At 54.0% G+C, this 18,746-nt stretch carries 21 protein-coding genes; 6 read left to right on the top strand and 15 right to left on the bottom strand.

Going from position 1 to position 18,746, the window contains the following annotated elements; genetic code table 11:
- Positions 1–325: 325 nt before the first annotated feature.
- Both Q3F21_RS11700 and Q3F21_RS11695 read left to right on the top strand, forming a co-directional pair.
- Positions 326–1,336, top strand: coding sequence for an NAD(P)/FAD-dependent oxidoreductase (locus Q3F21_RS11700; RefSeq protein WP_340252671.1), 1,011 nt, complete (start codon positions 326–328; stop codon positions 1,334–1,336).
- Between the two features lie 282 nt (positions 1,337–1,618).
- Positions 1,619–1,897, top strand: a complete 279-nt coding sequence (locus Q3F21_RS11695) for a hypothetical protein (protein WP_340252669.1) — start codon at positions 1,619–1,621, stop codon at positions 1,895–1,897.
- 35 nt (positions 1,898–1,932) lie between these two features.
- Here Q3F21_RS11695 and Q3F21_RS11690 read toward each other — a convergent pair whose 3' ends face one another.
- The 5 genes from Q3F21_RS11690 to fabF form a co-directional block, all read right to left on the bottom strand.
- Complete coding sequence (locus tag Q3F21_RS11690) at positions 1,933–3,285, bottom strand: sensor histidine kinase (protein ID WP_340252667.1); 1,353 nt, start codon at positions 3,283–3,285, stop codon at positions 1,933–1,935.
- Positions 3,282–3,983 carry a response regulator transcription factor gene (locus Q3F21_RS11685; protein ID WP_340252665.1) on the bottom strand — a complete coding sequence of 234 codons (702 nt, stop codon included), beginning with the start codon at positions 3,981–3,983 and terminating at the stop codon, positions 3,282–3,284. The genes Q3F21_RS11690 and Q3F21_RS11685 overlap by 4 nt, the downstream gene beginning before the upstream one ends.
- Before the next feature lie 174 nt (positions 3,984–4,157).
- Positions 4,158–4,682 carry a hypothetical protein gene (locus tag Q3F21_RS11680; RefSeq protein WP_340252663.1) on the bottom strand — a complete coding sequence of 175 codons (525 nt, stop codon included), beginning with the start codon at positions 4,680–4,682 and terminating at the stop codon, positions 4,158–4,160.
- Between the two features lie 41 nt (positions 4,683–4,723).
- Positions 4,724–5,149, bottom strand: coding sequence for a hypothetical protein (locus Q3F21_RS11675; RefSeq protein WP_340252661.1), 426 nt, complete (start codon positions 5,147–5,149; stop codon positions 4,724–4,726).
- A 73-nt stretch (positions 5,150–5,222) separates the two neighbouring features.
- Positions 5,223–6,461, bottom strand: a complete 1,239-nt coding sequence (gene fabF, locus Q3F21_RS11670; protein WP_340252659.1) for a beta-ketoacyl-ACP synthase II — start codon at positions 6,459–6,461, stop codon at positions 5,223–5,225.
- A gap of 128 nt (positions 6,462–6,589) precedes the next feature.
- On the opposite strand from fabF, the gene Q3F21_RS11665 reads away from it, so the two are divergent.
- From Q3F21_RS11665 to Q3F21_RS11650, 4 genes are all read left to right on the top strand, one after another.
- Positions 6,590–7,453: a helix-turn-helix transcriptional regulator gene (locus Q3F21_RS11665; protein WP_340252657.1), complete on the top strand. Its 864-nt coding sequence runs from the start codon at positions 6,590–6,592 to the stop codon at positions 7,451–7,453.
- Positions 7,454–7,540: 87 nt separating this feature from the next.
- Complete coding sequence (locus Q3F21_RS11660) at positions 7,541–9,070, top strand: YcdB/YcdC domain-containing protein (protein ID WP_340252655.1); 1,530 nt, start codon at positions 7,541–7,543, stop codon at positions 9,068–9,070.
- A 74-nt stretch (positions 9,071–9,144) separates the two neighbouring features.
- On the top strand, positions 9,145–9,687 hold the full coding sequence (locus tag Q3F21_RS11655; protein ID WP_340252654.1) for an RNA polymerase sigma factor: 543 nt from the start codon (positions 9,145–9,147) through the stop codon (positions 9,685–9,687).
- Positions 9,671–11,263: a YcdB/YcdC domain-containing protein gene (locus Q3F21_RS11650; protein ID WP_340252652.1), complete on the top strand. Its 1,593-nt coding sequence runs from the start codon at positions 9,671–9,673 to the stop codon at positions 11,261–11,263. The genes Q3F21_RS11655 and Q3F21_RS11650 overlap by 17 nt, the downstream gene beginning before the upstream one ends.
- A 248-nt stretch (positions 11,264–11,511) precedes the next feature.
- Here the strand turns inward: Q3F21_RS11650 and Q3F21_RS11645 are convergent, their stop codons facing one another.
- From Q3F21_RS11645 to Q3F21_RS11600, 10 genes are all read right to left on the bottom strand, one after another.
- Positions 11,512–13,155 carry a M20/M25/M40 family metallo-hydrolase gene (locus tag Q3F21_RS11645; protein ID WP_340252650.1) on the bottom strand — a complete coding sequence of 548 codons (1,644 nt, stop codon included), beginning with the start codon at positions 13,153–13,155 and terminating at the stop codon, positions 11,512–11,514.
- 258 nt (positions 13,156–13,413) lie between these two features.
- A complete protein-coding gene (locus Q3F21_RS11640; protein WP_340252648.1) occupies positions 13,414–14,148 on the bottom strand; it encodes an IclR family transcriptional regulator in 735 nt (244 codons plus the stop codon).
- 48 nt (positions 14,149–14,196) lie between these two features.
- A complete protein-coding gene (locus Q3F21_RS11635) occupies positions 14,197–14,886 on the bottom strand; it encodes an ABC transporter permease subunit (RefSeq protein WP_340252646.1) in 690 nt (229 codons plus the stop codon).
- A gap of 64 nt (positions 14,887–14,950) precedes the next feature.
- Positions 14,951–15,757, bottom strand: coding sequence for an ABC transporter substrate-binding protein (locus Q3F21_RS11630; protein ID WP_425341246.1), 807 nt, complete (start codon positions 15,755–15,757; stop codon positions 14,951–14,953).
- 40 nt (positions 15,758–15,797) lie between these two features.
- Positions 15,798–16,520: an amino acid ABC transporter ATP-binding protein gene (locus tag Q3F21_RS11625; protein ID WP_340252642.1), complete on the bottom strand. Its 723-nt coding sequence runs from the start codon at positions 16,518–16,520 to the stop codon at positions 15,798–15,800.
- Between the two features lie 341 nt (positions 16,521–16,861).
- The gene (locus Q3F21_RS11620) at positions 16,862–17,242 is read right to left on the bottom strand and encodes a cupredoxin domain-containing protein (protein ID WP_340252640.1); all 381 of its coding nucleotides are present in this window, start codon (positions 17,240–17,242) and stop codon (positions 16,862–16,864) included.
- Between the two features lie 145 nt (positions 17,243–17,387).
- On the bottom strand, positions 17,388–17,663 hold the full coding sequence (locus tag Q3F21_RS11615; protein WP_340252638.1) for a hypothetical protein: 276 nt from the start codon (positions 17,661–17,663) through the stop codon (positions 17,388–17,390).
- Positions 17,660–17,923, bottom strand: a complete 264-nt coding sequence (locus Q3F21_RS11610) for a hypothetical protein (protein WP_340252636.1) — start codon at positions 17,921–17,923, stop codon at positions 17,660–17,662. Before Q3F21_RS11610 ends, Q3F21_RS11615 begins: the two co-directional genes overlap by 4 nt.
- Positions 17,920–18,090, bottom strand: a complete 171-nt coding sequence (locus Q3F21_RS11605; protein ID WP_340252634.1) for a hypothetical protein — start codon at positions 18,088–18,090, stop codon at positions 17,920–17,922. Before Q3F21_RS11605 ends, Q3F21_RS11610 begins: the two co-directional genes overlap by 4 nt.
- A 246-nt stretch (positions 18,091–18,336) precedes the next feature.
- On the bottom strand, positions 18,337–18,702 hold the full coding sequence (locus Q3F21_RS11600) for a hypothetical protein (protein WP_340252632.1): 366 nt from the start codon (positions 18,700–18,702) through the stop codon (positions 18,337–18,339).
- Positions 18,703–18,746: the final 44 nt, after the last annotated feature.

Genomic DNA, 18,746 nt, shown 5'->3' with positions numbered 1-18,746 from the left:
TCCATTCATCAATGATAGTAATCCCTGGAAGTTTGTGCGAAATTTCACGTGATTGGATACGCTTAAGGTTCCCTTTTTGATCGCCAATGAATAAACGGAATTATTGCCATGTCTCATCCTATGCGGCAATCTGTGAAAAATGGCACAAACACTGGGATAAAAAAATGTGTCAATTTCTTTACAATACACAAGTTCATATTAAAAGGAATCGACAAGTTTTGCAAGTCATATTTGCCTACGACTGTTCTTTTCTTTGCTTTTTTTCATTTTCAAGAATGGGTATAATAGGAAAGGATGCTTTCAGAATATTTCGGAGGTGCTTAGGTTGAATCTTCTGCAAAAGGACGAGCAGGTATACGACATTACGATTATCGGTGGAGGCCCTGCTGGCCTGTTCACCGCATTTTACGGCGGAATGCGTCAGGTAAGCGTAAAAATTATCGAGAGTATGCCCCAACTGGGCGGACAGCTTTCCGCCCTTTACCCGGAGAAATACATATACGATGTGGCCGGGTTTCCGAAAGTGCTGGCGCAAGATTTGATTAACAATTTGAAAGAACAATTGTCCCGATTCAATCCGACGATCTGCCTCGAAGAAAAGGTGGAAAATGTCGAAAAGAAAGCAGACAACATCTTCGAGCTTACGACGGACAAAGGAATACACTATTCCCGTGCCGTCATTATTACCGCCGGAGTAGGCGCATTTGAACCTCGAAAGTTAGAGCATCCAGACGCCGTCAAATACGAAAAGTCCAATCTGCATTACTTCGTTACCGACCTGAACTCCTTCAAAGGACAGCGTGTCGCCGTCATCGGCGGCGGAGATTCCGCCGTCGACTGGGCGTTGATGCTGGAGCCGATCGCCAAAGAAGTCACGCTCATCCATCGCCGCGATAAATTCCGCGCCCATGAGCACAGCGTCGAACTCCTCATGTCTTCCAAAGTAAAAGTGACCACACCTTACGAAATTTCAGCCATCCACGGGGACGAAAAAATCGAGCGCCTCACGCTGGTAAACAGCACGAACAAAGAAGCAAAGGAACTGGAAGTAGACGCCGTCATCGTCAACTTTGGCTTTATCTCATCGCTTGGCCCGATCAAAAACTGGGGGCTGGAGCTGGACAAAGGCGCCATCGTCGTGAACTCCAGAATGGAGACCAGCGTCCCCGGCATCTACGCCGCAGGCGATGTCTCCACCTATCCAGGCAAAGTAAAGCTGATCGCCGTCGGATTTGGCGAAGCGCCGACAGCGGTGAACAACGCGGTGGGCTACATTAACCCGGATGCGAAGCTGCAGCCTGGCCATTCTTCCAGCATGGACAATTTCAAAGCGTAGTCCATTTCACACGGTTACACGCAGACATGATCCGCATACATTCAAAAGCTCTGCCGGCCAGGTCAACGGCCGCAGAGCTTTTTGTGCTGTCCGCCACGGAATGTTTCCTTTGTAGATCGTGCCGTCAGCAGGTGCATAATCGGCGGGGGTCCTCCCTGGTTCCCCGATGAACCGTTCCGGGTCTGCCCGCGAGCAGCAGAGTATACGTATTTTTGCATAGACCGCGCTCCGCCTGCGCACAGTAGGGAGAGAATCAGACATAGTAAAGGAGCCGTGCACCTGATGGATCATCTTTGCCCCGTATGCAACGGCCTCCTCGATCTTCGGGAGGAATGCCCGCTATGTTCCCATCCTCTGGATGACAGCGGCAGGCTTTACGACTATTACGGCGACTACAGCCCGTACAGAGAGATCGAGGATTCAAAGCTGAGCAATGGCGTGCCCGATGCCCTGTACCATCGATGCCTGCATCTCGGCTGGTGCCCCATCTGTTCCCGTGAGCACATCCTGGCTGTAGAAGAATGGGACGAAAATACCTTGTATCTGTTTGCAGGCCAGTAGCGACAATGGCAGCATTCAGGACAGCAATCTGTCCGCTACTGCTCGAAAACGGGAACCGATATGACAAAGGCAACTTCACCTGCTCTGCTCTCTACCTGAATTTGTGCCTGATGGAGCTGGACGATTCTCTTCACAATGGCTAGTCCCAGGCCAAATTCTCCCTTTTCGCCTTTGCTGAAGCGGTCAAACAGCTGTTCCTTGATCGTCTCGGGGATCGGCGGTCCGTCGTTGCCCATCCGAAGCTCGGCATACCCGGCTTGTTTTTCCAAAACGAGTGTAATTTTCCCCCGGGCGTATCTCATTTGGTTGTCAAGGAGGTTTTCCACGACGACCTTCCACTGCTCCGGGTCCCCCGACAGGGTCACGGCTTCCGTCGAGCAGCTCCAGTCGACATCCGGCCGCTTCCACTTGAGCCGGTCCCAAACCTCTTCGACAAGTTCATCCAGGCGAAAGGGCTGATAGTGAGACTGCTGCTCCAGAAAATCCAGCTTCGTGATGTACAGCAGCCCGCGAATCCGCTCCTCCAGCCGCTTGGCCTCATCATCGATCACCCGTACGCTCCCGGGGATATCTCCCTTGGGAAAAATGCCGTCCAGGATGGACTGAGCATAGCTGCGGATGACCATGACCGGTGTTTTCAACTCGTGCGAAACCTGCTGCAAAAAGGATTGCTGCTTCTCGTTCTGCGAAACGAGCCGTTCCCGCATCCGTTCGATGGAAGCAGCCAAACGCCCGATCTCGTCGGCACGCTCCAGGACGAACGGCTCGCTCCAATCCCGGTCGGCAATCCGCTTCACCCGTTGCTCCATCTCCACCAGCGGCCTGGTCAAGTAACGGGCCAGCCACAAGCACGGAAGCCAGCTTAAGAGCAGTACTGCCCCCATGATCAGGATCAGCCTCCATAACAGGGTACTCACGAGTCCGTTCAAATACGTGTCCCATACGTACGAGACCAGATAAACTGTCTTTCCTGCCAGTATCTCCCGCCGTATGACGTAATAAATCGACTCATCCTCTACTTGCCGAACGTATTGCCGGACATCGGAAAGCTGTTCGCCGATATCCTTGTTCACCATATTCACGAACGATTCAGGCAGCGCTTTTCCGCCAATCACCTTTCCGTTTTCGCGAAAAATGGCATGCGTCACAGCCCGAACATTTTGCCGTTCCAGCTCCCGCCTCAGCAAACCTTTATCCTCCCAGCCATCCACTGCGGAAGTCGCGTAGGCGAGAAAGACCTCCTGCGAGGCTTCGATCTGCGAGTAGACTTCTTTGGTAAAGAAACCGCGCAGCGCCCACGGAAACAGGAGAGCGAGCAGCAAAGTCACGCCCATGGTGATACTGGCAAAAATAAGCCAGATTTGAACCGCCAACGGATAGTTTTTCATCTCTCCACCAGCCTGTATCCATATCCGTATATGCTCTCCACCCGCAGCTCAGGCAGCTTTTTGCGCAGGCGGCGCATCAGATCGTCGACTGCGCGGTCACTGCCGTCATACGCTTCTCCCCAGATCCGCAGAAGAATCTGTTCACGCGACAGAGCTTGTCCCGGATGGTCCGTCAACAGCAGCAGCAGCTCAAACTCCTTGGTAGTCAGCTCAATCTTGCTGCCGTCGATGCGGACAACTCGCGAGCTTTCGTCGATTTCATAAGGCGGAAGCAACCGAACAGGCCGCGCGAGAGCGGCTGCCGTCTGGTTCGCCGCTGTTTGACTCGCCGCCGCATAGACCCGCTGCAGCAGTTTTTGGACCCGTATCACCAGCTCCCTCGGCAAAAAGGGCTTGGGCAGGTAATCATCGCTGCCCATTTCCAGACCGATGACCCGATCCAACTCCGCATCGCGAGCCGAAATAAAGATCACAGGGGTATCCGGCTGGCGGGATTTAATCTCGCGTATCAGCTGGTACCCGTCCACGTGAGGAAGCATAATATCCAATATCCAGAGGTGCGGTGCCTCCATGATCGCAGCCCTGGCTGCATTCCCGTCGGAAAATCTGCGCACCAGCCACCCTTCCTTTTCCAGATAGGAGGCAAGCACCTGATTTAGATTCTCCTCATCCTCGACCAAGTAAATCAAGTAGCTCATGTTCCTCTCCCCTCGCCCGACTATGTATCATATCTGCCTTGCAAGAAAAGCTTCTCTTGACTGAATCGTCCGCTTTCTCCAAGGGTATTCTTTCAAAATAAAACAAGGACGCGTACCGGACACGTCCTTTGTTGCCATACGCTATTTTATTGTACGAAGTCAGCCTGCGCTCTGCTAGTTTTTCTTTTTTTCCAGTTTTTTCGCCAAAATCTCATTTCCCTCTTTTACTTCAGCCAAAAGCTTGGGCAGGACGCTCTTGATCTTTGCGGCATTCCCCGATTCGATCGCCGCGTGAAATTCCTTATGAGTGTCTCTGTACTTCTCTTTTAGCAAGTGCATCGCTTCTTTCTGTTCCTGATGCTCCCCTGCCTCCGTCTGCTGTTCCGCTTTTTGCGCCCTGTAGGCCTCCTTTAGCCGCTCTCGTTCGGACAGGGCGGCCTTCCACTCTTTGGCGCTCTCCGGGGTGTACTTCTCCGCCAGCAGCGTCATGTACATCTGGCGGTGAACTCCCATGTGGGAATGCAGGCGCTTCATTTTATGATGCTCGCCGTGCCCGCCGCCGTGGTCTCCGTGCTCCTGCTGCTGTCTGGACTGGCCAGCCATTCCGTCCGGACGGCTTTCCAGCGCAAGCGCCGCAGTCGGCAGCGCCATCCCGATCGCAAGTGCTGTAGCCAAAAGCTTGCTTTTCCAACCTTTCATCGAGGCTCACTCCTTTTTCATGCTGTCTGCAAGGTTATGTCCTAACGTTCCAAAATGCCTTCCCACGGCCCTTGGGACGGGTCTTCGACCTGGCCTGCCCCCGGATTTTTCAGCTCTTGCGGCATCTCGTCCTTATCCAGACCAAGCGCCTTCACGAGACCCATCTGTTCGAGATCCTGCTTTGTCTTCGGCGTCCCGAGACGATAGATCATGCGATAAATTTCCCGCAGGTTGTCGTCGTACTCGTCATTGTCCTCGTCTGGCATGTCTGTCCACAAGACGTGTCCATCACGTATCCACATCATGTAGTCGCCATGTGCGCAGTGATCGAACAAATCGCGCATCATTCCTGCCTCTATCGGGGTTGCCTCGATCTCAAAATCGTAGGTGGATTCCCCTTTCACATCCCGAATCTCGGCCACTGTCGTGCCGGACTGCAGCGTGATGTAGTACCGCTGTTTTTCCACGGACGCACATCCCTCCTTTTGCCTCCAGCTTTTCTCCTTTTTACGATGCGCGTTTTGGAGGAAAAACATGTATTTATCCGGCAAAGTTTTTCAGCGCAATCACCGCATTGTGGCCGCCGAAGCCAAAGGAGTTGGAAATGCCGATCGAAAGGTCAGCTTTTCTCGCCTGATTGGGCACGTAGTCGAGGTCGCATTCGGGATCGGGCTTCTCCAGATTGATCGTCGGCGGAATGATGCCCTCGCCAAGGCTCTTGACCAGGGCGATCGCTTCCACTCCGCCTGCCGCACCAAGCATATGACCGATCATCGATTTGTTGGCCGTTACCGGGATTTTATAGGCGGCCTTCCCGAACAGTCTTTTGATCGCCGCTGTCTCCGTCTTGTCCCCGATCTCCGTGCTCGTCGCGTGGGCGCTGATCAGATCGACCTCTTCCGGCTCTACCTGCGCTTCCTTGAGCGCCGCCTTCATGGCCAGATACGCGCCGATGCCTTCCGGATGCGTCGCCACCATGTGATAGGCGTCCGAGCTGGCTCCGTAGCCGATCACCTCTGCGTAAATACGCGCATTTCGCTTGAGCGCGTGCGTGAGCGACTCCAGCACCAATATGCCCGCTCCCTCGGCCATCACAAAGCCGTCACGCTCCAGATCGAACGGCCGGCTCGCTTTTGCAGGCTCGTCATTGCGCGTGGAAATCGCTGTAGCGTTCCCAAAGCTGGCGAGCGAAATACCGGTAACCGCCGCTTCTGTCCCCCCGGCCAGGACGACATCGCTCCCCCCGGCCCGGATCAGCCGGAAGGCCTCGCCGATCGCCGTGTTGCCGATGGAGCACGCCGTCACCGGGGCCATCGTCGGGCCGTGAGCGCCAAACCGGATGCTGATCATCGATGCGGCCATATTGGCAATCATCATCGGCACCAGCGTCGGACTGACCCGTCCCGGTCCCCGCTCTTTGAGCAGCGCTTCTTGCTCCAGCAGCGTCTGGATCCCCCCGATGCCAGAGCCTGCGTATACGCCCAGCCGCTCCCGATCCAGCTTTTCCAGATCAAGCTCGGCATCCGCAAAGGCCTGCTCGGCCGCTGCCAGGGCAAACTGGCAAAACCGGTCCATCCGCCGCGCTTCCCTGCGTCCGAAGCGAGCTTCTGGGTCAAAGTCTTTGACCAGGCCCGCTATTTTTGCTTTATGTCCATCCGTATCAAACGTATCGATCCGCGTGATCCCCGATTCTCCCCGGATCAGTTTGCTCCAAAAAGACTGGACGTCATTGCCGAGCGGCGAGATGACGCCCATGCCTGTGATCACAACTCGTTCCATCGTCTGATTCCTCCCTGAAAATCGCTTTCTGAAAGTAATCTTGTCACACCTGTTATCCTATTACAAGTTGTGGTTTATACTAGTATAATAACTACCACCTTACCGATAAACACAAGGCAGGGATCATGATGAACCACCAGACAAGACTGCAAGCATTATCCGCTTTTTTAAAAGCACAGCGGGCCAAGGTGCAGCCGGAGTCGGTCGGCTTGACCGCCGGAAGGCGCAGAAGAACGCCTGGCCTGCGCAGAGAAGAAGTCGCACAGCTGGCGGGGGTCAGCCTCACCTGGTATACATGGCTGGAACAGGGACGCGACATCCGCGTCTCCGCATCCGTGCTCGATGCGATCGCAAACGCCCTGCAATTGACCGTCGATGAACGCAAATACCTGTACGCCCTCGCATTTGAGGGCGGAACAAGCCTCAGTCTATCCCAGGAAGAGCAGCCCAGGATCAGTCCGCCCTTGCAACGGATTTTGCAAGAGCTGCGCTATTGCCCGACGATCATCTCGGACAGGCGCTGCCAGATCGTCGGCTGGAATCAGGCCGCCTCCCACGTCTTTCTCGACTTTGAACAAATTCCCGCGGAGGAGCGGAACCTCATCAGCCTGCTGTTTGCCCGAAGAGAGCTCCGCCGCTTGGCGGTGAACTGGGAGCACTTTGTCAGCGGCTTTTTATCCATTTTCCGCGCGTATTACGGCCAGTACGTAGAGGACGAATGGTACGAGCAATTTCTGGACGAGATGAAACAGACGCATCCCGACTTTCATCAGCTGTGGGAGCAGAGCAGGGTCAGCTCCGCTCCGGAGGTTTTGATCGAATTTCGGCATGCCCGGGCAGGCAAAATGCTGTTTCATCTGACGTCTCTGCAGGTGCAGGGGGATGCCGATCTGCGCTGCAGCATCTACACCCCGGCTCCGGATTCCTCTACGGAGGGGAAGCTGAAGCAGCTCATGGAACGCCACTCTTCCCCAACAACAAAACTGGATTAAAAACAAACAAATTCGGAAAAATTTTGTAACCTTTTGCTGTTTCATGCGAATAACGCAGGTGAGAAAGAAAACTGGGAGGTTAGAAGCATGAGAAAGCTGAATCAAGCCATGATGACCATCGCGGCCGCAAGCCTTTTAACCGCAGCGCCTCTTTGGGCTGACGGGACGGCAGCGGTCTTTGCCAGCAGTCAAACTACTTCCGATGCCGCTCTGAATGACGTCATCAAAAAAAGCCTGGATCAATTGTCTTCGCTGTTGCCTTACATGAAAGAACTCCCCGTTCAAACAGTGAAATTGACGGAGGACAGCAGCACGGTGGTGATTACCCGCACGCCCGAAAAAGCAAAATTGCCGGAAATGACCATCTTTCTGAAGAAAACGGGAGAAATCGAAAGCTTCTCCCTGGAGAACGACGTTGATGACAAGGACAAGAAGCTTTCACTCGAAGACCAAAAGAAAAAGGCGGAAGCATTCTTGACTGCCGCTCATCAAAAGGGATTGGTCGAATGCTCCCTGGAGGAATTGCAATACAACGAAACCGCGTCAAAGAGCCTGAAAGGAGCCATGTTCACCAGGGTAATCAACGGTCTCCCCGTCGAACAGAAAAAAGTGTCTGTCTACTTGGATGCGGCGGGAAATGTTGTAGACTTTTCGAACGAAGCCTCACTCAACGGCAAGTCTGATCCGTCCAAGTTTCCGAGCCCGTCAGAGGCCCTGTCTCCGGAACAAGCCAAGCAAGCTCTGACCAAAATGATGAAGCCCTTCTACCGTCTGGTCGGTCCTGACAAAACGCCCACCCTGGTCTATCAGGTAGCCGGCTCTGGGTACATGGATGCCAAGACAGGCTCCTGGGTGGATACAGAGCATGCCAAATTCAAGAGCTTCACCGGAGAGTTCTTTTTTGACGTACCTGTTGCTCCGTCAAAGCAGCCACTGACCGCCCGAAGCAAGGAGGAAGCCGCGGCCATTTTGCAAAAGGTCCTTGGCTTTGACCTTACCGGCGCTGCCTTTTCGGAGCAAAACACCTCTGTGCTTGGAAAAAGCTATAAAGAATACAGGTGGACGAAAGACAAAGAGAGCTATCTCGTAACCGTCGATCCAACCAGCGGGCAAGTCTCCTCCGCAGGGCTCGATACGGACGAAGATGCTGTACAGCCGCCAGCCAGCAGCAAAATCTCTCTGGAAGACGCGAAAAAGGCAGCTGTTCAGCTGGTTCAGCCGTTCCTTGATTCGGACACCAAAACCGTTGTGCTGGAGACTCGCATGTACAATGAGCCTCAGGGGCATTACAACTTCCAGGTTTATCCCGCAACGAACGGGATACCGTTCGCGGAGAAATCGTATCATGTATCCATCAACAGCGAAACAGGCAAGCCGATCCGTCTGGTCGGCCCGTCCGTTGATGACAAGGTCGCTCTTCCCGACCCCAAAAACGCAATCAGCGCAGAACAAGCCATGCAAGAATACCTCAAGCACCATCCGCTCCAGCTGACCTATTTTTACCCGGTCAAGAATTCCAAGAAAGCGGATCAGCCCGTTCTCGTATACAAGGCACAGATCAATCCCGACGTGCCCGAGTATGTGGATGCGATGACGGGCAAGATCGTTTCGCGTTAAAAAAGGGCAGCCGCGCCGGTGCTTGCTTCTCCATTACCGGGAGGCAAGCACCCGTCTCTGAAAGGGGGAACGGGATGTCTGGGAGCTTCGAAGAGCGCATCCGCGAAATTTGCGAGACCTATTACCAGGATATCTACTATTTTTTATATCACTTTGTCGGGAATCGAAGCGACGCGGAGGATATTACGCAGGAGGTGTTCACCCGCGTGCTGCAGGCTCTCCCCCGCTATGACGGGCGCGTGACGCTCAAAACGTGGATATTCTCCATCGCCAAGCACGTCGCGATCGATCAATACCGCCGGAAACGATTTCAGCAAATATTTGTCGACAGCTGGTTTCACGGGCTGCCTGCCAAAACCGGACTGCCGGAAGAAGAGTTTGCCGAAAAGGAACAGGAGCGGGAACTGCGAGAGGCGATCCTCGCGCTTCCGACCAAGTACCGTCTGGTCATTATCATCCGATCCATCAAGGGATGCAGCGTGAAAGAAACTGCTGAAATACTAGGCATTTCCGAAGCGAAAGTAAAGGTCGATTTTCACCGGGCCATCAAGCTCATTCAAAAGAAGCTCGGCCCGGAATGCCACGGCGGGAGGGTCGTAAATGCACTTGGAAAATGACGACAGCTTGCATCAGCAATTAAAGGAATTGAATCGCCGCGTTCCGGCCCCCAAAAAAGAGGCCAGGGAGCGGCTGCTAACCATGTTGGCTAAGAAAGCCAGACAGATGGATCAGACAAAAGGCAGTGAAGCGTATGTTGTTTTCGCCTTGAAAGCAGCCAGCTTTCTGTTCGTGGCCGCATTGGGAGCTGTACTGGCTATCCCCTCGGCGGAACAAATACCTATGGCCTCTTCTCCTCTTTCCTCGGTAGATGACAGGCAGGAGCCGGAAACTTCCGTTGCGACTCCCAAGCAACAGACGGCTGATCAGAAGCATCCGCAGACAAACACAAAAAAGCCGGATGTCGCCTTGGAGCAAACAGCGAATACGCAACCGACGCAAAGCCGAAGATCGTCCGTCGCTCCTCCGGGCAGTCCGTCCATACACGCCCCCTCGGCGACAGCCCCAGGTCGAACCGCAGAAAGTACCGACAACACCGCAGGAGTGGCTGACAATCATCCGGCAGCAGTGTACTTGCATCAAATCATTGGCAAGGAGAGTCGTCATTATGGGCTCGTAGAGGCATTATCCGATCAGGCAAAGCGGCAATTTGTCTTCACCCGAATGGTGAATGGCGTTCCTTTTCTTGACGATTACTTTGTCATCACCCTGGATGATTCCAATCAGGGTCAAAAGCTGATGTCGAGCAGCAACCATAAATGGACGGACCAGCAGGCATTTCCCGATCCGGCCAAGGCCATTTCCAGGGAAAAAGCCGAGCAGCTCATCGCTGACAAACTGAAGCTCTTCTACTCTGGTCAACCCGGTGAGCAACCGCCGGCGGGCGCTCCGGCCATGGTTTACGATCCCGGCCTGATGGGATATGTAAATGCTCTGGACGGTCAGACAATCGGAGACGAACAGGAAACTTCCCGGCTGCTCGGAAAACGGATCGAAGTGGCACCCGCAGGGAAGCCGCTGATAGCCGGTACGAAAGAAGAAGCTGCTGCCGTACTGGAAACGGATTTCGGCATTGCCGTTGGGGGCAATCAGCAGCGCGTGACCGATTATAGAAATCATGTAAAAGAGTATCGCTGGACCGTAGGGAAAAACAGCGCAGTCACAGTCGTGACAAAGGAATCATCCGGACAAATCGTTGAAGTCGAGTATGTGAATCATCACCCTGCCGGGGACGCCAAAACGACCGCAGAGGAAGCCGTCGCGATTGCCTCATCCTTTCTGCAAACATACCTTAATCCCGAAACGAACAAGCTCCAGGTAGCCAAGGTAGAGAAAGAACCGTCATTTATCCGGATTACGTTCACCGGCATTTACAGGGAGCTTCCCTTATTGGATGACACATACTCTGTAGATGTCGATCCTTTATCCGGAAAGGCAATCGGGTTTAAAGGCGACTTTTCCCGCAAAAACCGCGAGCGTTTGGCTGACGCAAACAGGCAATCGGTCGAGGAAGCCGCGCGGGAATTTGTGAGTAAGTATCCGGCTTCGCTTGTTTACGTTTGGCCCAAAGGGACTGCTGCTCCCTCGCTTGTTTACATGCCATTGGCTCCTCGCATATTGTCAACCGGACAATAATATTGAAGCGATCTGGCCAGCCAGAGCTTCTGCAATGAAAAGGGAGAAATTGAACAGGCTTCTGGCGCATAACGAGGTGCATCCATGAAGAGGCAAAAAGAGGCAAACTCCCGGCCGCCGTTTCCAGGTGACTGTGGAGGTTTGCCTCTTGGCTTGGTGATATTTTGCTAAAGCAATTTGGTATGATTGCTTGATAGTTCTTGGCATTTGCTTTTTTCAGCCTAATTGGCTTTTGCTTTCGGTTTTTGTCAGCTGCTCTTCCCATCGCTTCTCTTTTGCAATAGCTGTTCGATCGCAAACGGTAGCAGATCTGTCAGCACCTCAAACGCGCTGTGCGCGTCCAGCCGCTCTGTCCATTTATGCGCATCCTTGCCGAACGGGCCGAGATTCATCACCGGCATGTTCAAGGCGACCAGCTCCCTGATTGGCAGCGAATACCCTTTTTCCCAGAGCGGCATGTTGTCCACCAATGGCTGAATGGCCTGGGCGGCTTCCGGAAGTCCGGTGTAGCTCAGATCGGAGAGCCCCGGAAAATAGTGCTGGTGCTTCAGCTCCAGCCGGTGGTTTGCCGCGGCGCGGGCGCTGACTTCTCCAAGCACGCGCTGAATGTGCGGATCGTTTCGCGAGCTGACCGGCGGATAGTACGGAGGAGCGTAAAACAGCACGATCATCGGCGCCAGCTCTTTGCACAAGAGACCGAGCTCGTCGATCAGGCGAATTGTCACTTCGCGGTCGTCCATCTCGCCGCGGCCTTCCAGCACTTGCGCCTGGATGCTTTCCACCTTTTCGCGGCCGACTTTGCCGATCAGATAGGCAAGCAGCTCCTCGTATTGCAGGACCTTTACGTTCATCGAGATCGGCTGCGACTGACTGAGACTGGCAAAAACCGCGGCCCGCTCCGCGTACTCCCGCTCGATTTTGGCGGCGGTCTGCTCGGCAAGCTGGCGGAGCTGCTTCGTCACCTCGTCAATCGGTTTCTCCATCACGAACATGTTGTACAAGGCAACGGCACGGTCGGGAATTTGCACCGAGTACTCTTTCTTCAAGTCCTTTTGCAGCAGGCTCGTCGGCGGCGGGGTTACCTCGCCTTCCACCACCTCGCAAAAATCGGTATTGAGCTCCAGCTCGCATGCGAGCTGCGACACCATCGCGTTGGCATTCAATCCCGAGAACGGCTCGCCCACATGGGTTTCCTTGCCGTAGCAGTAGAAGCCGGGCAGCACTTTGCCGAGAGAACCGCTGTAGATGTACGTGTTCTCGTCGCCCGGATACGTGGAGAAGACAGGCTCGGAGTTGAGGCAGGTGCGATAGTCGAGGCCGTGCTGCTCGGCGAGCCGCAGCAATACCGGCACCGCCGCCCGCATCCCGAGCGAATTCACCTCTTCATCCGGCACCGTCAAGAGCAGCACGTTCCCGTCAAACTCGCCGGTGCATGCCCGCTCCAGCATCGACAGCTGCAGGGCAAGCCCCGCTTTCATATCCATCGAGCCCCGTCCGAACAGCCACTGGCCTTTGGCCAAGTCCTGCTGGACGTGAGAGGGAAGCTCGTCTTGATTCCGCAAGTACGCCTCGGTCAATGCGTGGACGTCAAAAGCAAGCGGCTTCCACTGGCCGAAATCCTGTACATCGACCACGTCGAAGTGGCTGACCAGTACGACGGTCGGCCGGACGCCTTCCGCTTTTTTCGCCAGCGCCGTGACGAAAAACCGGCCATCTCCTGTGGGATGCAGCTGCACATGGTCCGGATTGGCCTGGAAATAAGGAAGCCCGGCGATTTCCCCGGCGACAAAACGGGCGAGCTCGATTTCAGCTGCAGAGCCCGTAACGGACGGATAGCGTACCAGCTTGGCCAGAAGCTCGATCAGTTGTTCTTTCGTTTGCCATTTCCCCATCATGAAATCCCTCTACTTTCCGTATCGTGGAATTTGTTTCTGAATCCTGGTGAAAAAAGAGGCGGCCACTTATGGCCACTCGCAAAATCGTATGGTCTTGTTCCGTTCATGCCGATTTGCTTCCGGTATAGAGCCTCGCTTCCGGCGTGCAGACTCCTTCCGGCATGCAGGCCAGCTTCCGGCACGAAGACCCGCTTCCGGCACGAAGACCCGCTTCCGGCATGCAGACCCGCTCCGTTCACGACATGTCCGTTCCAGTCATGTATTCCCGCTCAGTACCGAGACTTCCTCCGCCGCCTCTTTTACTTTTTCGATCAGCATAGGCAATCTTTCGTCGGTGATGCGAAATGCCACGGCATTAATCGAGAGGGCGCCGACAACCTTCTGATTCCGCCCCATAATGACAGCTCCGATCGCCGTTGTTCCCTCTGTCCGTTCTCCTGAGCTGATGGCATAGCCGCTTTCCCTGATCTTTTCCAGCTGTCCGAAAAATTCGGCTTGCTGCTCGCGAGGAAGCAGCTGGCCCACAATCCGCTCCATGTCCGCTTGCGGCATATGAGCGAGAATCGTTTTGTTGGGCGCCCCGACTGTCAAAGGAATCCGGTCGCCCAAATCCTCCGCAACGCGCAGCTTGAGCGGGCTCTCCACCTTCTCGATCAAAATCGCATCCAGACCGCTCGGAATGTTCAGGCAGATGCTCTCCTCCACTTCCCGCGCGAGACGCTCCATCACCGGCTTTGCGACGACTCGGATATCGATCTTGTCCAGCATGCGCATGCCGATGGTCATCCAGGTGTACCCGATCCGGTAATGCTTGGTCACCGGGTCCTGACTGATCAAGCCGTGTACGCTCAGCGTCCCGAGAATGCGGTGAATCGTACTGAGCGGCAGAGACGTGGCTTGCGACAGCTCCGAAATAGACCAGTCCGACTTCGTTTCGTCGGAGACAAGCACCGCTATAAGCTCCATTGCTCTGTCAATTGACTGTACCATTGGCTAAACTCTCCGTTCTTCCACCGATTGTACCCGCATCGATCGCCCTCACGCCGATTGAGATGCCGAGTCGTAGCCCTTGCTCTTCTTCTTGGCCGTTCCTGTGTTCAAGCGGTTTTCCAGTCGGTTTACCACGTACGTGAAAATCAGGACCAGAGCAAGGTAGTAGAGACCGACGACCAAATACGTATCAAGCTGCCGGTAATTCGACGCCGCTTCGCCCAGCCCGGTTCCCCACAGCTCCTGCATCCCGACGTAAGCGACAAGCGACGAGTCCTTCAGACCGATGATAAACTGGTTTCCGAGCGAAGGAATCGCCCGTTTGAACGCCTGCGGCAGGATGATCCGGCGCATGGCCAGCGGATAGGACATCCCGAGCGATTTGGCTGCTTCCATCTGGCCGCGGTCGATGGACTGGATGGAGCCGCGAAAAATCTCCGCAATGTAGGCCCCGTTGTGGATGGCGAGCGCAAAAGCGCCGGCCCAGAAGGAGGAAAGCGTGACGATCTCGGTGATCCCGAAGTAAAGCACCATGATTTGGACGATCAGCGGCGTCCCGCGGATAACGGTAATGTATACGTGTGCAATGGTCTGCAGCGTCTTGGAAGGAGAGATGCGAAAAAAGGCAAACAGCAGGCCTACGCCGCACCCCATGATCAAGGAGATTGCCGTCAAACGGAGCGTCAGGAACGTCGCCTCCAAAAACATGGGATAGCTGGACAGAAGGATGTCAAACATATCGGTTCACCCCATTCTAAAAAATAGGGGCGCCGCAAAAGACGCCCTCTGGTCGCGGAAAGGGTTATTCACTTCCCAAAATGTTGCGTCCAAACCATTTCTCGCTGATTTTCTGGTAGGTGCCGTCCTTGATGATCTCATCCAAAGCCTTGTTCACCTTTTCCAGCAGCTCTTTATCGTCTTTGCGCAGCGCGATGGCCTGATTGTCATGGCTGAGCGGCTCGCCGACATCCTTGATCTTGTCCGGCACCTCTTTCATGTAGCGGAAGCCGACCATCTGGTCCGTGATCACCGCGTCCAATCGGCCGGTCGGCAGGTCTATCAAAGCCGTCACATCGCTGTCATACGTCGTGATGTTGCTTTTGTCTGTCAATTTCAGCGCCTGCTGCTCATAGCTGGATGACTTTTGGACGCCGATGCGTTTGCCTTTCAGATCGTCGGCCGATTTGATCGAGTCGTTGCCGGCCGCGACGAAGATTTGAGCGCCGGAGCGATAGTACACGTTGGAGAACGCTACGGCTTCTTCCCGCTCAGGCGTGATCGTCAAGCTGCCGATAACCGTATCGTATTTTTTCGCTTGCAGCCCTTGAATGATCGTTTCGAACGGGTTGGTGATCGGCACAGGGTTCATCCCCATTTTCTCCGCAAGCGCCTGCCCGATCTCCACATCGAAGCCCATCAGCTGTCCGTTTTCTTTAAAGTTGAACGGCTTGTACACGCCGCTCATCGCGTAGGTAAAGTCCTTCTTGTTCGGATCTTTGCCCTGTTCGCCGGCCCCTCCTCCCGTGCTCTGGGACGTTCCACAGGCCGACAATACGAGCGAGCCGAGCAGCAAGGTTGAGAGTACCCCCATCGTCCATTTCTTTTTCATTTTCATCGTGATGCCCCCTTTATTGTTGTTTGCAGTGGATCTACAAGATGCTGTTGAGGAATTGTCTGGTCCTCTCCTGCTGCGGGTTGGTAAAGAAATGCTCGGGCTCCCCCTGCTCCAGAATTTGCCCGTTGTCCATGAAGACCGCCCGGTCGGCCACTTCGCGGGCGAAGCCCATCTCGTGCGTGACCACCACCATCGTCATGCCCTCCTTTGCCAGCTGCTTCATGACCTGGAGGACCTCCCCGACAAGCTCGGGATCGAGCGCCGATGTCGGCTCGTCAAACAACATGATTTTCGGCTTCATCGCCAGTGCCCGGGCAATCGCGACACGCTGCTTTTGTCCGCCGGAGAGCATGTCCGGGTAGACGTCTGCCTTGTCCCTCATTCCCACCTTTTCCAGCAGGGCGTAAGCTTCTTCCCGGGCCTGGCCGGGGGGAGTCTTTTTCACATGGACAGGCGCTTCGATCACATTTTCCAGGACCGTTTTGTGCGGAAACAGGTTGAAGTGCTGAAAGACCATCCCGACTTCCGTCCGAAATTTGTTCAAATCCGTCGTCTTCGGGTCGATCCTCTGACCGTTGACGCGAACCTCGCCCTGGTCGTGCATTTCCAAAAAGTTCAAACATCGCAGCAGCGTGCTTTTCCCTGATCCGCTGGCCCCCAGCAAAACCACCACTTCCCTCTCGCTTACCTGCATATCTACACCTTTCAACACGGTTAACGAGCCAAACGACTTGTACAAATTTTTCACTTCAATCACTTTCGTGCTTGCCCCCCTTCCAGCAGATAACAATGAACAACGAATAATTAAGTCATGAAAATGCATACATATACTTTTCCGAATTGTGAAAATAGTTTCTGTTTTGATTATATTTATTCAAAAGCGATCTGTCACCCTCTTTTCGCAAAAAAAGAAAGGCTCGTCTTCTCAGGACAAACGAGCCTTTTCGATTCCAAATGTATCCTCTATTCATTTCTGTACAATTTTACGAGCACCGGCACCGCTGGAATGCCTGTTTGCAAGAAAAAACACCCCAACCGAAAGACGGCTGAAGTGTTTGGGTTTTGTTATTCCATTCGCTGCCAACGTTTTGTTGGTTGTTACTTTACGACAAGCTTGGCGATCATTTTGCCGTGGTCAGGTCCGCAAACGACGTTGCAGAAGATCTTGTATTCTCCCGCTTTGTCGACTGTCAGGGTTTTGCTGCCTTCGTTTTGGATATCCACATCCAGGCCTTCGATTCCGATTCCGTGGAAGCCCTCAGTCGACTTGAAGTTGATCGTGAACGGCTCTCCTGCTTTTACCTCGAAAGATTCCTGGTTAAACTTCCAGTTGCTGGCTTCGATGTTGATTGCGTTTTCAGTGGCTGCCGCAGGCGCTTGATCGCCTCCTGCCGCTGTCTCTTGTTTGTCTCCTCCGCAGCCCGCAAGCATAGCGGAAATAGCCACTGCCGAAATCAGTAAACCCCACGTTTTTTTCATAAAGCACCCTTCTTTCCTGCAATTTCTGCAAGTTCTACAATATTCATTATAGCGAAAGGAGGCGTCCAAAATCTGCCAGTCTGTGAATGAATCTTGACGAACCTTCGAACGATTGGTGAACTTTTGAAAAAACTGGGAAAAACCCTTACATTTCTCTGCTGCTCTCCTCTCCATTATGATCAGAGTCAGGAGAGATGCGAAAAACGGCAATCTCGGGAAAGTAATTCCAGCGAAAGGGCAGCTTCACCGTCCCTAATCCCCGGCTGACATAAAATACGCTGCCGTCTGCATCTATTTTTGCACCCGTATGCACATCCCGGTACGCGCCCCAAGCCTTGCAGCACAACCGAACCTGCCCGCCGTGGGTATGGCCGCAAAGCAGCAGGTCATACGCCAGCCCCTCCTGACGGATAAACCTCAAAATACGGGGGAATGCGCCAGAAAAATCGTCAGTACCGGATTGGCTGCTCTAGCCGTACCGTTTGAGCTGTCCACAGGCGCACTCTGGTCTGGCAAGTTGTTCCGCTCGTTTCCGTAGATGTAGTTGTCGAAACCGTACAGCATGACCAGCTTTCCATCAATCCGGACAAAGGCAGCCGCATTTTCCAGCACAGTCATTTGGGATCGCCACGCTTCCCGCATCTGTTTGTATTCAGCCGCTGCAAACTTGCGCTTCCTCAAGAAGAGGCGCTCCTCCCTTTCGTAATTCCCCGGCACAAAAACAAGCCGAAACGAGACTCAATCCGCCCAAGCTCGTTTCGCACATGGGCCAGCTGCTCTCTTCTGCTGGTCAAATCCCCTGTCACGCACACCAGGTCCGGCTTCCACCGGTTGATCAGCCTGCTCATGCTTCCATTCCAAAAACGGATACGGCCATGCAGGCCAGTACTCCCCAAAAAAACATAGCGTTATCCCCCAGCACGATGTTCTCAAGATCCGTTTGCAAAACTTCTGTTGTTCCTCCGGTCTTTGTCTTTGGCGTTATCCCTAAACCGAATCGGAGGGAGCGAGCCTCAAGATATGATCGTAAGCGAAGGCCGACACAACTTCAACGAGTTTTTCCATATTATAGCATCCAAACGGAGCCTGTTCTTCTAAAATCCCGCCCTTTTGGTTTTGACGACGCGCACCAAATCTTCAACCCCGATCCACTGAGCCTCCCAATCGTTGACCAGCTTGAATTTCCTTTGGGCCACATCGATATTCCGCACGACCCCCCAATCCGTTTTGACGACTCCCAATCCGTCATCCGTCTCGCGAAACCAGGAAACGGTGATCGCGTAGTCGTATTGCGTCGAGTCGTAGACGCGGAAGCACATTTCACCGAAATCGTCTTCGTCCACAACCGGGCGTTCCACAAGTGTCAGCGCTGGGCTTTCTTCGTTATTCGCCAAGGCCGCAGCGTGCTTCAAGATCGCCATCTCCATACCGCATGAAAAGTCTTCGATGTTCTTTGCCATTCCGGTACCCTCCAACAGGAACATTTGTTCTTATTCTACTCTTT

Source organism: Brevibacillus borstelensis, from assembly GCF_037834415.1.
In the GTDB taxonomy this organism is placed as follows: Bacteria; Bacillota; Bacilli; order Brevibacillales; family Brevibacillaceae; genus Brevibacillus; species Brevibacillus borstelensis_A.
This window is presented reverse-complemented; position numbering and strand designations above follow the sequence as displayed.